Origin of the sequence: Bacillus sp. HMF5848, from assembly GCF_003944835.1 — a bacterium.
Lineage (GTDB): Bacteria > Bacillota > Bacilli > Bacillales > HMF5848 > HMF5848.
The window spans coordinates 3,990,528-4,006,121 of sequence record NZ_RWIV01000001.1; the positions used below are offsets into that span (position 1 = coordinate 3,990,528).

Annotated in this window: 9 protein-coding genes; 2 read left to right on the forward strand and 7 right to left on the reverse strand. The window is 40.0% G+C overall.

The annotated features are described in order from the left end of the window. Window positions 1–211: 211 nt before the first annotated feature. The gene (locus EJF36_RS18875) at window positions 212–1,141 is read right to left on the reverse strand and encodes an alpha/beta hydrolase (protein WP_125907782.1); all 930 of its coding nucleotides are present in this window, start codon (window positions 1,139–1,141) and stop codon (window positions 212–214) included. 611 nt (window positions 1,142–1,752) lie between these two features. Between EJF36_RS18875 and EJF36_RS18880 the strand changes: the two genes are divergently transcribed. Further along, window positions 1,753–3,273 (forward strand): glycine betaine uptake BCCT transporter, encoded by a 1,521-nt coding sequence (locus EJF36_RS18880; protein ID WP_125907783.1) that lies wholly within the window; start codon window positions 1,753–1,755, stop codon window positions 3,271–3,273. A gap of 364 nt (window positions 3,274–3,637) precedes the next feature. Further along, window positions 3,638–4,756 (forward strand): radical SAM/CxCxxxxC motif protein YfkAB, encoded by a 1,119-nt coding sequence (gene yfkAB / locus EJF36_RS18885; protein ID WP_125907784.1) that lies wholly within the window; start codon window positions 3,638–3,640, stop codon window positions 4,754–4,756. Between the two features lie 413 nt (window positions 4,757–5,169). Here the strand turns inward: yfkAB and EJF36_RS18890 are convergent, their stop codons facing one another. The 6 genes from EJF36_RS18890 to EJF36_RS18915 all read right to left on the reverse strand — a co-directional run bounded on the left by EJF36_RS18890 (window position 5,170) and on the right by EJF36_RS18915 (window position 15,392). Further along, complete coding sequence (locus EJF36_RS18890) at window positions 5,170–7,635, reverse strand: tetratricopeptide repeat protein (RefSeq protein ID WP_125907785.1); 2,466 nt, start codon at window positions 7,633–7,635, stop codon at window positions 5,170–5,172. Window positions 7,636–7,807: 172 nt separating this feature from the next. Continuing rightward, window positions 7,808–9,220, reverse strand: coding sequence for a hypothetical protein (locus EJF36_RS18895; protein ID WP_125907786.1), 1,413 nt, complete (start codon window positions 9,218–9,220; stop codon window positions 7,808–7,810). A gap of 8 nt (window positions 9,221–9,228) precedes the next feature. Then, the gene (locus tag EJF36_RS18900) at window positions 9,229–10,635 is read right to left on the reverse strand and encodes a hypothetical protein (protein WP_125907787.1); all 1,407 of its coding nucleotides are present in this window, start codon (window positions 10,633–10,635) and stop codon (window positions 9,229–9,231) included. Window positions 10,636–10,767: 132 nt separating this feature from the next. Further along, window positions 10,768–11,157 carry a hypothetical protein gene (locus tag EJF36_RS18905; protein WP_125907788.1) on the reverse strand — a complete coding sequence of 130 codons (390 nt, stop codon included), beginning with the start codon at window positions 11,155–11,157 and terminating at the stop codon, window positions 10,768–10,770. A 91-nt stretch (window positions 11,158–11,248) separates the two neighbouring features. Further along, on the reverse strand, window positions 11,249–13,069 hold the full coding sequence (locus EJF36_RS18910) for a dynamin family protein (RefSeq protein ID WP_125907789.1): 1,821 nt from the start codon (window positions 13,067–13,069) through the stop codon (window positions 11,249–11,251). A gap of 394 nt (window positions 13,070–13,463) precedes the next feature. Next, the gene (locus EJF36_RS18915) at window positions 13,464–15,392 is read right to left on the reverse strand and encodes a dynamin family protein (RefSeq protein ID WP_125907790.1); all 1,929 of its coding nucleotides are present in this window, start codon (window positions 15,390–15,392) and stop codon (window positions 13,464–13,466) included. Window positions 15,393–15,594: the final 202 nt, after the last annotated feature.

Below are 15,594 nucleotides of genomic sequence, written 5' to 3' on the forward strand. Positions count from 1 at the left end.
TCGGGAAATTAATCTCACGTTGACAAAAACTCATTTGAGAGAGAGAAAGGCTGAATCGAAACAGGACAGAAACAAAGGAGGTAATGCAGGGACTTTGAGTGTTGGTTCTATCAGAAGAGGATTACAAATGAAGGATGCACAGGGACGGTTCTTATGCATCCTTATAAATTTTCCATGACAGGAAGCGCAAGGGACCGTCCCCACACCTGCCTTAAAAGTTTTCTTTAAAGAATGATTGGATTTTGTTGGCGTATTCTTCATCTGTCCAAGGAGCAAAGAACGCCTCATCATCAAGAATAAAATGTTTATTGCCATCTACTTCCCAAGACAAAACATGTGCTGGTGCGTTTTTAAGTATCCGACTCATATTATCAATTGGAACTTGGTCGTCTCCCGTAGAATGAATCAAAAGTGCAGGTCGTGAACCAAGGTTGGCAATTTGTTCTTTTGGCGAGAGATGGGCTGTTTGCCAGCCGTACTTAAAATTAGTATATAGCTTCACAAATGGCTTTTGAATTGAAACATACGCTTTTGGCGCTCCCATTAAAAGCATATTGTCAGCAAAATTATCTTCAAATGATGAATAGGCAGACAAGCTTACTAACCCATCAATCTCTGAATTATTACCAATAGCATTAATTGCAACCGATCCACCCATAGAGAGTCCATATACAACAATAGGCTTTTGAGCCATCTCTGCATTTGACATAATATGCTTAACAACGGCATCTACATCCAAGGTTTCCTTATAACCGAGAGAAATTAACTCTCCGTCGCTTTCACCGTGCGCTCTCATTTCTAGCAAATAACTGTCGTATCCTAAATCACGAAACCACTGTGCGTGTCCGTAGAACGCTGTAACAGATGGATTATGAATACCCGATAAAAAAATAATTGACCCCTGTGGCTCCCTAGCAGGAACATAATACGTTACGACATTATGTCCATCAAAAGTTTCCAACTTAAGTACATCACTTTCTAGCCCATAATCATTTGCCGCATACACCTCTGAAAAATCAACATGCATATTAACCATGTCACTTGTGACCAAGTGGGGAATAGTTAACAAAAATCCAATCCCTATCAAACCAACACACCCTAATACAATAGCTAATATTTTTTTGGATAAAAGACGACTCATACCAACAACTCCATCCGCGAACTTTTCATCATAACAGTTACATATTAGTAAATTAATTATGGAAAAATATAACTCTCACTCCACCATCTGAAGCATAGCATCATTCTTGAAAAACAGTAACTATTTTTAAAAAGTTGTCGATAGATTGTAAGAATTTTGGCAGACTGGGGACGGTTCTCGTTCTGCCTTGACAGCGGAAGTGGATGCATGAGAACCGGCCACACGCTATATTCTTGCTTGAGAGTTTGCTTCGTGAGACTCGAGACACCGTACTGCCTCCCCACCTCTGACTTGGATGCATGAGAACCGGCCACACGCTATATTCTTGCTTGAGAGTTGACTTCGTGAGACTCGAGACACCGTACTGCCTCCCCACCTCTGACTTGGATGCACGAGAACCGGCCACACGCCATATTCTTGCTTGAGAGTTTGCTTCGTGAGACTCGAGACACCGTACTACCTCCCCACCTCTGACTTGGATGCATGAGAACCGTCCCCGCACTGCCGTGATAGGGTTGCTAATTCGCACGGTGTCGAAATCTGTAGTATAATGATGTTTTACTATCAGCATCAAGGAAGACCTAAAGCACAATAAAGGAGAAAATGAATTTATGAAGAGAATATCGAATGTTTTTTGGATTACTGTTGCTATTTTACTTGTAGCAGTGGTAATTGGCGTAGCAGCGCCTACTTCTTTTCAAGATGTGACCTCTAACGTACAATCATTTTTAACGTCATCATTCGGCTGGTATTATTTAATTCTAGTTACAGTTATTGTCATATTTTGTATATTTTTAATATTTAGTCCCGTAGGAATGATCAAGCTCGGGAAGCCTGATGAGAAACCCGAATACTCAAAAGCAACATGGTTTTCTATGCTATTCAGTGCTGGTATGGGAATTGGACTAGTATTTTGGGGGGCAGCAGAACCTTTATCTCATTATATAAGCCCACCATTAGCTGACAGCAGTACTGCCATTGCAAACAAAGAAGCAATGAGATACACGTTTTTCCACTGGGGCATTCATGCTTGGGGTATATACGCCATAGTCGCATTGGCGTTGGCATATTACAAATTCCGTAAAGATGAACCAGGCTTAATCTCTGCTACTCTTAGACCTGTTTTAGGGAGAACAATTGAAGGTCCACTCGGCACTATTATTGATGTTCTTGCTGTATTTGCTACCGTTGTCGGAGTTGCCACTACGCTAGGCTTTGGTGCTGCACAAATTAATGGTGGACTAACATTTTTACTTGGTATACCAAATAATTTCACGGTCCAATTCATTATCATTGCCGCTGTTACAGTTCTATTTATGATTTCAGCATGGACAGGACTTGGTAAAGGTATTAAATACTTAAGTAATACGAACATGGTTCTTGCTATTTGTTTATTTGGATTAATGTTCTTTGTTGGTCCAACAGTATTGATTTTAGATATGTTCACAGATACCATCGGTCGCTATATACAAAACTTCGCACAAATGAGTTTTCGTATCGCGCCGTTAAATGCTGAACACCGCTCATGGATTAACGGTTGGACGATATTCTATTGGGCTTGGTGGATTTCTTGGTCACCATTCGTAGGTATTTTTATTGCACGCGTATCACGTGGCCGGACAATTAGAGAGTTTTTAATTGGTGTCTTGCTTTTACCGGCACTTGTAAGCTTTCTATGGTTTGCTACATTTGGAACAGCAGCCATTGAAATTCAAAAAGCTGGTAACCTTGACTTAACGCAATTTGCAACAGAAGAAGTGCTGTTTGCTATCTTTAGTCAATTCCCAGCTAGTACAGTACTTTCTATTATAGCTGTTGTTTTAATCAGTACCTTCTTTATTACTTCAGCGGACTCAGCTACATTCGTCCTTGGAATGCAAACGACGTACGGCTCTTTAACACCACCTAATCGTGTAAAATTAACATGGGGAATCGCACAATCAACAGTCGCTGTCATTTTACTTTATAGTGGGGGCTTGCAAGGATTACAAAACGCCCTGATTATCGCAGCTTTCCCGTTTTCTATTATTATGATTTTAATGATGCTCTCACTATATAAATCTCTAACACTAGAGAAAAAAGAATTAGGGTTGCACTTCAAGCCAATTCGCAAAAATAAACAAGCATCATAGTCTTAATAAAACACATGTTTTAGACGCAAACGTATGACACGTCAATGCTTGTAAGTGTAAGTGCCTGAAACCACCCTCTCACTTGCACTTGCAGAAACAGAAGAATACGAGCACAGTGGACAGAGCTACAATTACAAGCCAGACCAATCATAAAAGCAAAGAGACTGAAGTACATGAAACTACTTCAATGTCTCTTTGCTTTTTTGGATGCATGGGGACGGTTCTCGTGCTTCCTTCCCACCGTCGTCATAAAGTGCTTGGATGCACGAGAACCGTCCCCAGTTTGCCGATCATAAAATTATTGACAGGACGAACCCTTCAACTTGATAATGACATAAGATTCTTATATAAGGAGCTTCACATAATGAAATCTAACACACTAAAACCAATTACACCTTGCTTTGATCCATGGGAAGCCTATATGGATATAGATGAACATCATAAGCTCACTCTATCAAACATTGAATTTACAACAACAACACTATGCAACATGCGCTGTGAGCATTGCGCCGTCGGCTACACTTTGCAACCAAAAGATCCCGCTGCACTGCCGCTAGATTTATTGCTTAAAAGACTTGATGAAATCCCTACCCTTCGTTCTTTAAGCATTACAGGTGGCGAGCCTATGCTATCGAAAAAATCAGTAAAAAATTACGTTCTTCCTTTATTAGAGTACGCTCACTCTCGAGGCGTTCGGACTCAACTGAATTCGAACCTTACTCTTGACTTAGAAAGATACAAACAGATTGCCTCTTTTCTAGATGTACTGCATATCTCTCATAACTGGGGTACGATGGAGGATTTCGTAGAAGGTGGCTTTGCCATGATGGAGCGCAAACCAACACCCGACCAGCGCGCAGCACTATTCCAGCGCATGATAGATAATAGTAAAGTACTTGTAGAAATGGGTGTTATGGTTTCGGCTGAAACTATGTTAAACAAAAGAACGTTGCCTCACTTAGAAAAGATACATAAGCAAATTGTCGAAGAAATGCACTGCCAAAGACATGAACTACATCCAATGTACCCTTCCGATTTTGCTTCCACATTAAAAGCACTTAGCTTGCAAGATATACGCGAGGCTATACATCACATCCTAGATTTCCGAGACGAAAACACTTGGATGCTATTCGGTACTCTACCTTTCTACCCTTGCAGTACCAAGGAAGAAGACCTACAGCTTCTACGACGCCTTTACAATAGTAAAAACGTAACTATGCGTAACGATCCAGATGGTCGCTCCCGCTTAAACGTGAACATCTTTACTGGTGATGTAATTGTTACAGACTTCGGTGACACGCCAGCCTTAGGCAACATTAAAGAAGACCAACTCACAGATGTCTTCTCGAAATGGTTAGCCACAGACCTGGCAAATAGCTTAAACTGTCATTGCCCGGCTATACGTTGCCTAGGTCCGAACGTCCTTGTTAAAAATAAATATTACCCAGACGTTAACTTCAAAGAAAGATCAACAAACCTGTAAGGCTAAATGGGGACGGTTCTCGGTCTGCTGAGCGAAGCAGGCGGTGGGGGCAAAAAAAGTGGATGCCCCTTGTCAGACAAGGGCAGGGAGGGTTCGAAACCGGTAGAAAAGGACAGATCAGCAAAATTACTATAGTTAATCATTCTCTTTTTTCTTTTCATCTATATTTAGTTTTGAATATACCTAATTCTTTAAAAAGGTAAGATTTTTTCAGTACTCTCCGGCGGATCTATTACCGCGGGAAAATCACCTATAACAAAAAGCAGAAGCTAATCAACAATTTCTAATTTGTTGTTGATTAGCTTCTTCCTTATACTCTAACAAAATATCCCAGCAGTCTCTTTAACAGTTTGTATGGCTTCCATACATTGTTAAAACAGGAGCTTGGATGCACGAGAACCGTCCCCAGTTTGCTAGCTATTTAAGCCTTTATTGAGCCTGGTAATACTATCTACCGGCATGCCAATTGTTGTTTCACTGATGCGTTTAGCATTTTGATAAAGCTCTAATGCTTTGTCTCGGTTCCCTAGTGTCATTTCTAGCTCAGCCATATCAATGAGTATAGTTCCGACTCCTGGATGAACTTCTCCAAGGTAACCTTCTCGTATTCTAAGTGCCTCTTCATAATAATGCCTTGAAAGGTCAAACTGCTCTTGCTGAAAGTATAATCTCCCTAAGTCGTGATAGGAAGCTGCAATACTTGGGTGATCTTCCCCAAATTTATTCTCTTTAATTTTTAGCGCTTCAAGATATAACTCCTCAGCAAAATTCAACTTACCTTGTTTATGATAACAACGCCCTAAGTTATTAATAGGAATAGCTAAGTCTCTATGTTTTCTATTAAGAAGTTTCTCTCGTATTTCTATTGATTTTTTAAAATTAGTCTCTGCCTCTTCAAATTTTTTTCGCTTTAGTTGGATCCAACCAAGATTATTATAAGAGTAAGCAGTCCTCACATCCGTTTCACCGAGATGTTCTATTCTTATTTTCAAAGCATTCATATAATATAATTCAGATTTCTCATCCAAGTTTTTAATTCTATAAAGCTTTCCTAGTGAAGTGTACGTAACCGCTAATTCGGGAGAGTGTTCACCAAAGTTCTTGATTTGGATATCAAGAGCTTGAAACAATAGCGACTCAGCTTGGTCCATTTTTATTCCTTTTATAAAATATACAACAGCTAATCGTGATAATGTTTTAACTAGATCAATATGGTCTGAACCAAGTAGTTTTTCATAAATATCTTTTGCATTAATCAGCATACTTTCCGATCGACCGAACTGCCATAGATCGTTATATATACCGGCAAGGTTAGTTAAGTGGTGGGCTAGTAATAATGAATCATTGCTGTTTTCTGTTATATGTTTAATGAACTCTTCATAAATCGGAACAATATAATGCCACTGTTTATATTGATAGAACACTTTCGTAGCCTCTTCAAACCAGTTGGACACATCTTCAACAGACGCAAATTGAATATGGTGATGCAACGCCTCTGAAAGTGTTGTGACGCCTTGCGAGCTCAGTTCCCTTTCCGAAGTGCCCTGCAGTAATTGATCATAAAAATGAAAAATGATTGTATGCGTTCCCTGTACTATATCATCTCTCTGATGTTCCATTAAGCTTGTCCGCATTAGTTCATGCATGTCCATTTTTCCAGGTTGCACTTCTTGTATAAAAGAAAACCTGCATAAGCTATCAAATGCTGTTAATGGGAAACCTGTATTAAAATTCATTACCAAACTCTTGAATAATTCGTAATCAAAGAAACGAGGAAAAGCAAGGAGCTTTAACGTTTCTATTTCACTTTGATCAAGGTACTTAATGAATCTTTCAAATACCTCTTTAGGCGATTTACCAAAATCAGATTCTAACGGTTTACGACCGAACTTCCCCATAATCTCTTCATACGTATCCACACAAATATCTAGATAATATGGAACACCTAAGGAAGACTGCATGATATTCTTTTGAATCTTATTATCTGTTATCCCACATGACTCAAGAAAAATTCGAATATCATTATCTGAAAGCTGACCGATAAGATGCTGTTCTAAAACGTCTCCCCAATCTGAATCTAGCTCCTCCCAACGCAGCTTTTCTCTGCCACAAATCACCCATAAAACCTCTGGGAGCTGTGCAATAAATTCACGAACCCATTCGTCTTGAGTAAAAGCATTTCCCTCTGTTCTGCTTTTTCCCCATAGTGCTTCATATGTATCGAAAAAGATGACAACTTGGGATTTCTCAGGTTTATACTCTTTCAAGTCCGCCGCAAAATACATGGGGAGTCGCTGCATAATTTCATTCGGTTCGTATTGCTCTAATTTAATTAATTCTGTTTTCATCACTTTATTTAAGTATTTGGGCGCAATCTCTTTACTCTTCATAGCCAGTGTTAATATTTTAGGAGCGATACCCACAACCGGAATATCCCCGATGGTGGAGACAAGGTCAGCGACAAGCCCTCCTTCCTCTAAAAATGGAAGAGAATCTTTATTAACCGAAACATTTGGATTCACTTTCGACCAGTAGATTGAATAAGCTAGTTCAAACAGAGGAAATCTAATTTGATATTGTGTCCGGAAATGTTTTCGCAATACGAAAAGAGCATTATGTATATCTCGGAAATTAGGCACCTCAAAATCTATCGCTGCCCATACATGGTTAGGGTACTCATTTTTTAGGATTTCCCCGAGCTTCTTTCTCAAACTCGTTTTCCCAATTCCCCCTATCCCATAGTAAGTTAATACCTTATATTGCTCCTCTTCTTTTCCTATTGCATTAATAAAAGCATCAACAAATTCTTCCCGATCTGTGAATTGTCTACTTGCGGGAGTCTTGTAATTCTGCAAAGTAAACTTTGGTTTAATTGCCACACTAATCCCACCCTCTATAAGTATTTGGCAGTACAGGGACGGTTCTCGTGCTTCCTTTCCCAACGGAGAAGTCGGCAGAGTGAGAACCGTCCCTTGTCTGCCGTCTTGGCTGCACGAGAACCGTCCCCACTCTGCCACAGCTGGCAGCAAAAACAGCCGCGGTTTTTATGATTTATATGGTTTGGTAGATTTGTTTCCAGTTGTCCATGAGCGTTTCATCTATGACCTTTTCCCGTTCTGCTCCCGCTTGATATAAGGAATAAAATGATTTGACTAGCATTAGCATCTCTGAGTAGTTAAAGGCCAACGGATTCCATCCGTTCATCCACATTTTTATAACATTGCCAGACATAGTGAGTGAATGGGCAAGTGTTAACATGCTAGAAAGCTTGTAATCTCTTTTGTATTCGACTATACTATCAGGTTTTGAGAGCCAGTGATAAGCTCGAACAATTAATTCCACACTTAACGGTGTTAAAGACATAGTCAAAAAGTGATTGAAGTTATATCCACCGTGGGTGAACATCCGCTCACCTAATTCATTCAACCTCATTTTTCTAATTGTTCCTTTATCATTGATTTCAAACGGTGTGTCGAGCGTAATTGCCTGAGTCAACGAGAAAAATGGGGGAGCCACACCCTTTTTAGTACCTATATCCGTAATGAAATGCGACAAAGTTTTAACGATCGACATAAACAAATTCATACCTTGAAAATTAGGATTATCTAAAACTGCTAAATTTCCTTTTTGATCAAAAACTGTCATCGTCCCATTAAAACAATCCAAAACCCCGAACACTAATTGTAAAATTGGATCGTGACCAGGTGTTTTTAATCGATGCAGGTTTGCGTTTATTTTAATTTTATCTGATTCTGGAATAATCCGTTGAAAATCATTGATGCGAACAGCATCATATGGTGTTTTAGCCCAGATCTCTAAACGCTTAATCATAGCATTGTTATCTGGATTTAAATAAGAATCTGTCATCTTATTAATCCATTTACCAACAGGACTTTGTTGACTAGCAGATACATATTTACTTGCCCCACCTGCAGGGAGTTTGACCAATAATAAGTCTACTAAAAATCCGACTAGGGCAGCCAGTCCGACAACAGTGTAATCCCACTTATTCCACCTTAGATCTCCAAATTCCCGATAATACTTAGCTTCGATCTCTTTTATTTGTTGACTGGTTAACATCTGCTTAATTGGATCGACAGATAAATCAAGTTCGTATGTCTGAATGTATTTGTTAACATCTCTGGAGTACGATTCCCAATCACGAACCTCTAAAGTTGGAATTCTATTAAATTTAGGAAGCTTATATTGAATGTCTTGCAACTCTGTATCCGAAAGAAGTATTCTCTTCGATACTGGTGCGTTTTGTATCTCTTCAGTTTCACGCTCGAGTCCGAGCATACTAAATAAATCTCCCATCTGTTCATCCAGCTCTTCCAATCTGACCTGATGCTCAGTCGTTTTCCCCTCTACATCAGTTGCTACCGTTTGCAAATCAGATAATGTTTTTGCGCTTTTCTTGAGCTGGTCAGTTTGAGTAAGCAACGCCTTTTCAATATCTTTCAACAGTTACCTCACTCCTTTTGTTGCAGTACTTCTTGAAGGTTAATGCCCTTTTGCTGTAACGTTTTTAAGGCACCTGAAAAAACAGAAAGCTCTCTACCTAGCTTTTCAATTTGCTTCTTGTTCACTTCTGCTTCAAAGGCTAATTCAACAATTTTATCTGCGAAGAAATTTACGTCTTCAGCTAAATTATTAATCGTTTTTTGATTCATCTTGATAATCTCTTGAATGAAAAATTCCCTTTTTTGCGTTTTAGATCGTTCTGAACCATTTGTTAACCATTGTATCCCTTTATACACACCTACACCTGCAATAACAACAACACCAATACCCGTCACCATAGAGGAAAGGCCTAGAACACCACCTAATCCTAATGCTGCTAAACCAGATGTTAACCCAGCCGCACTTAAACCAACTACACTTCCACTCATATAGATAGCAGCCACTGGCACTCCTACCGCACCCGCTTTTGCCGCTAAATCTTTAGCATTTTTAACAATTTGGTCATCTTTTACTTCCCCACGCATAATCTTTTCATCATTCTTAATTCCTTGTTCAATAACCTCAACCTGATCCTTATCCATACCATAGCGTTCTACAATGTTTTCAATAAACTGAACGGACATTGCATCCACATCACCGTTCTTCACTCTATGAACACGAATTACATCTTTTACTAACGAAATTTTAGTCGCTTGTTCTGATCCCTTAGGAATTTTCACCATCATATCGTTAAGTAGAGTTATAACTTCCCTACTAGGGTTTGCGATATACGAACGAACATCATGCCTTAATTGACTATCAAAATTTAGTTGAGTCATTAATGTCTGGATCTCTGATAAGCTATTTCCATCAAATTCCTGGTTTTCTTCTAAAACAAATTCAATAATAACTTTTATATAATTAAGTTTTACATCAACAGGCATATCTTCAAGAATGATAATCTTATCTGTTTCATCTATGAGTCCCTTATCTTTATTTTCAATAACCTTCTTAAAAAAAGAAAAGTACTCGTCACCATCCATATATGTACTATTAACAGAAAAAACTAACTCCTCTCCATTCAAATGCAGACGTAGCGTTTGTTTGATCTTCCCTTTACTTGTCGTTTCTTCATCTAACTTCACACTTGTTATTTCGTTAAAGTTAATCTCAACTGCGTCTTCCATGAACTCTTTATAATAAAAACCCGCTTTCGTAATTAAAAAGCCCTCTTTTCCGCTTCCGAATGTAGTACTATCGTATAAGGCAAGTACATTCGTCTCACTTACGCCATTGCCATAATTCTTGATAGCATTATCCAGTTTCTTCTTAGGAATGTTCTCCTGTACATATACCTTTCCTATCTCACCTAAAAGCCTTGGAGCGTACTCAAGTATTACATCTTCAAAAACATTATCTACAGCTTGTTCTATCATAGTCACTCAATCCTCTCAATTTTGGATGCATGGGGACGGTTCTCGTGCTTCCTTTCCCAACGGAGAAGTCGGCAGAGTGAGAACCGTCCCTTGTCTGCCGTCTTGGCTGCACGAGAACCGTCCCCACTCTGCCTATTTTAGGTTGTTGAACGGGTTGCCGTCTGGGTTTGATCGTAGATAGCCGCCACCTTGTTCGGCTATTCGGTTAATAGTGGTATCGCCATCACCATCGCGGTAGTATGGGGCAACATACGTGCCATCTTTGCGGAAATAACCATCAACATGATGTGGTTTCACAAAGTGAGTGTTATCGACGTTCATAATAAGCGGTTTGAAATGGAATTTATGACAAAACTTCAATGGATCGGCATAATGAAAAATATCATGACTGTAATCAGGTGCTGATGAAAAAGTATTGCCTTGCACATCCTTATATAAGTCTAAATGATTATCCACTCGGTAATCCTGGTCAAAGGTATTAGAGACGTCAGGAAGTTCTAGCATATTCGTAAAATCGTTCATATGATCCTCTCCTTTAATATGCATTTATCTAAAGTGGCGGAACTGTACCACCACCCATGATAATCTCTTCAAAACCTACTACAAAACCGTACTACTCAGAAACAGTTAACTCCTCAAATCTCTCACTACCCACAGCCTCTTCACGATCCACCAGCTCCAAACAGATTTCCCTTAAGTCCGTCAGCAACTGCTGATGCGCCGCAATATCAGCTGCTTCCTTCTCTTTATTACGTATTTCATTTTGCAAGAGCTGTTCGTAAGATTGGATAATTCTATCGAACTCCATAAGGCTATTTTCACGAATGCTTTCTATGTTCTTACGAATATACCGGTTGAGATACGATTGAAAATCATCTATTAATACATCCACTTGTTCACGCACGGCAGCCATAAGCTCTGGCTTTATCGTTTCCATCTGTTTTTCTGCTATTTTTTGTGATAAAAAAGGAAGTCCGGCCATACCCACGAGCGGAAGAAAGAAACCAGCCCCCATCAACAACGCAATCGAGCTTGCTCCCCCCATTAGAAGCCCGGCCTTTACATGCGCATTGCCGCTGCTAGCTTGTATCATCGGTGCATCTACATCAAAGCGCAACCCACCTTCATGCTGTGCATGAAGCTTTACATTTTCCGAAAAAGCATCCGCTAACCCCTTTTCAACACTTCTTGAAAGCTTATGGAATAGGCTGTTAATAGAGTCTTCGTATTGATCAATCCATTGCATAAACTGTGAGCGTATCGCGATGGGAAGCTGCGTTTCAACAAGCGCCTTTATATCTGGTCCATGATACAAGGCAATACGATTTTCAACGTCCGTATTTAATCGATCGCCAAAGTGGCGGACGGATTTTCTTACCATATAAGAAACTTCCTCTTCACGCTCATGCAAATAACTGACCAATTCGTCTTCCCAGCTTTTTTGGTTTTGAAACCAAGCCACGACCGCCTGCAATTGTTGCTGAAGCTCCTCTAACGAATTGTCACTCAACGTTTCCGCCGTATCTATTTCTTGCAAAATACTTTCCGCAATGCTTGCAAGCCTTATTTTAAACCGATCTATCTTCTCTTCGTTCCGCGTACTACTATGTATTCGTTGCAATATCTCTTCTTCAATCTCTTGAATACCTGATAACTCTAGAAGCTCTTCATCTTCTGTTAGTCTTGCCTCTAACGCTTCTTTCGCTGACAACGGTAGAAGTGTTACCTCATTTCGATTCGTAACAGCTTTTAAGCGATTTTCGACGAAATCACATATATCGTCTATCTCATCGTCATCGAGCCTGTCCAAGAAGTTACCAATGAAAATAGTCTTATCAAGGTAATTTTCAAGTAAATGCTGTTCAATAAATTGCTGCTCTGTCTTTTTAATGGCATCCGTTATAGATGTTAAAAATAAGACGACATCCGCGCGGGGAATGTATTGGTGGGTAATTGACGCTCTGTGTTGATTCAGATCGTTCACACCTGGTGTATCTACTAAGACAACCCTATTCTGCAAAAGCGGATGGTTCATCAAGACTTTTATATATTGGATAGCATTGGGATCAAAGTCTGCCTCTGCTGTATATTTCTCCAGTGCCTCTCTACTTAGCTCTTGTTTTTCAACAGTGCCATCTGTTTGAATTACTTGCATTTCTTCCGTTTCTTTATAAAAAACAGCATTGATGGTAGCGGTAGTAGGGGTGACATTCCTCGGCATGATGTCCCGGCCTAATAGTGCATTCACAAACGTTGACTTCCCGTGCTTAAACTCACCAACAACTACAACAGTATAGTAATCTTGTAAAATATCATCCCTAAGCTGCTGCAATGGTTGACACATCGCACTTTTCGGTAAAGCACTTTCTTGTAACTGCAACAAATTCTCTATTGCTGCAAGTAACTCTTTCTTGTTATCTGCATATTCGTTCATCCTAATCCAACCTTTACTGTTTGGAATTCATCGTTCATTTACTTCTGTGATTAACGGAGTGCACATGTTGTCCTAGCCTTGACGGTCACTCGTCCTAGCCTTCCCTGTTGGAGACACTGTCAGTGATTCGCTCACTGTACACATCGCCTAACACTCATCTCGCGGCCATCCGCTCCGACTGGTGACACTGTCAGCAATTTGCTTGCTGCACTCTTCACATCGTCTCACACCGATCTCGCGGCCAACCCACTCCGACTGGTGACACTGCCAGTAATTCTGCTTGCTGCACACTTCACACGCCTCGCACTAACCTTGCGGCCAACCCACTCCGACTAGAGCGACTTCAGTACTTTTCTTGAAGCAGCACAAGTTCATATGGTGACTCGCTTCACTTTCATCTTACTCCCAACTTCTCCGTTTGAAGCTCACCGTTCAGCTGCTCGAGTTCACGTTCAATTCCACCAAGTACTTTTTCACGGCGATTGAGGATTTCTAGTTCTTTTTCGATATCAACGCCTTCAAGCTGGGCGTGTTCCTTTAACACCTGTAATTGGCGTTCCATTTGTTGCACATTGTCCTGGATTACCTTTTGATATTGCTTCGTGACGTCTTTTACAATGGCAGCATACTCACTTTTAAAAGTAGACACTTTTTGCTTACGAGTGGACTCGAATTGTTGAATTAGTTCTTTCTTGAAGTTAGCTTTTTCGTCAACACCTGTAAACCAGTTCCAGCCTGCCTTTAGCAGTGAGAAGGCACCGCCGATTACCAATGTAGCTACAGCCCCTGCACCGATGGCGACCTTGCCGAAAAAGCTGTTGCTTCGTATCCACGCATGGTCAAGCTCGTTAAGAATGTCATCAAACAAGCTGTAATCGTCCGCCGTATTGAATTGAAGCGATGTTTCGTCATTCCCTAAATAAATAACATCGCTAATGTCTCCTTCAAGCTTGAGCCACTCCGCGTTCATTTGCTTACTTTGTCTTTCGATTACACATTTGATCGTCTCTGACACTTTTTTCGTTTTCGTTTCATGTAAATTCCGCTCAAGGGGAGCAATTGCGTCCTCTACTTCTCGTGCAATTTGATTCGTGCTTAAATGACGATTATCTTCAAAGGTGGCTAGTCCATGTCGCGATATGCTTCGCTGTTCAGCATCATACCAGCTAGCTAATTCGTCTCCTTCTCGTTTAAGATGGGAGGTAATGCTTCGAACGGTTTCATCACCAATTTGTTTAACAGCATCTAACTTTGGTCGAAACGATGCTATTTTTTCTTGTAAGCCTTCTTGTCTATTGAGCAATGCTTGTTTTTCAAATTGAATCGATTTTTCTTGTACGATTTTAATAGTTTTTTTCGCTAGCTGAATAGGCTTTTGCAGCTTCACAGCCCCTCTATCATATTGTAAAAAGTCAGCTAAACTGCTCTCGAGCTCAAGAAAACCGGTATCTTTAATATCCCACACAGGCACTGGACGTCCACGTCTTCCGACTAACTCTTCGCCTGCTTCCTTTCGTCTTGCCTGTAGGGCTTGCTTTGCTGATACTAGAAAAATCTTAGGTTCGTGTAAAATATCCTTTAAATGCTCATATGCATAATTGATGACCTTCTGTGCCGCTTCCTCTCCGTCTAACTCATCTTTAAAGTTAATAACTATGAATATCTTTTGAATATCATTCGCTAGTAATCTGTCTCTTAAAAAACTAAGCTCTGATTTTGATAGTATTTTTAAAGCGGACAGCAATAAAATGGCAGCATCAGATTTCGGTATGATACTATTGGTTACTTGCTCGCGTGCTGGGTCTAGGTCATTCGTGCCGGGCGTATCTATAATTTGAACACCACTTTCACAAAACGATAGTGGGTGACCAATTTCTGCAAAGCGAATCGATTTTAAAAGAGCAACCTGCTGTTCATACACCTTTTCGGATTGCGGGTCTCCAGGGAACGGATCCGGCGGTGCTACGATTTTTTTGAACGTTTCTTCACTTATTGTTCTTGCTGGTGTTGCTTCATTTTTATAATGAAGCTTCACATATGCGTCCTCACTATAGTTGACCACATTTAGCAGTGCCGTTGTAGGCTTGGCAGCTGACGGAAGTATTTTTTGTCCTAATAAGGCATTGATAAAAGTAGATTTCCCTCTATTAAACTCGCCCACTACGACAATTTGAAATAAATCGTTTAATACTTGTTCGCGAATGTCCTTTACCTTTTCTTGTTCAGTTGAAAAGTTAATTTCTTTTAAAATAATTTGCAGCTGATCAAGCTGTTGTATAACTTGCGCTCGTTTCTGCTTATATATTTGAAGGCCAAAGCTCATCGGTTCACCTCTTCTAGTTAGCTAGTTGCGTACTCTTTAGATAAGCTAGTTATATACTCCTCTGTTTAGCTGCCATATACTCTTTAGTGTAGCTAGTTATCTACTCCTCTGTTTAGCTAGCCAAATACTCTTTAGTGTAACTAGTTATTTGCTTTTCTTTTGTCAGTTATTAAGTCTTTCAAAAATAAGGGCGATGCCAGCC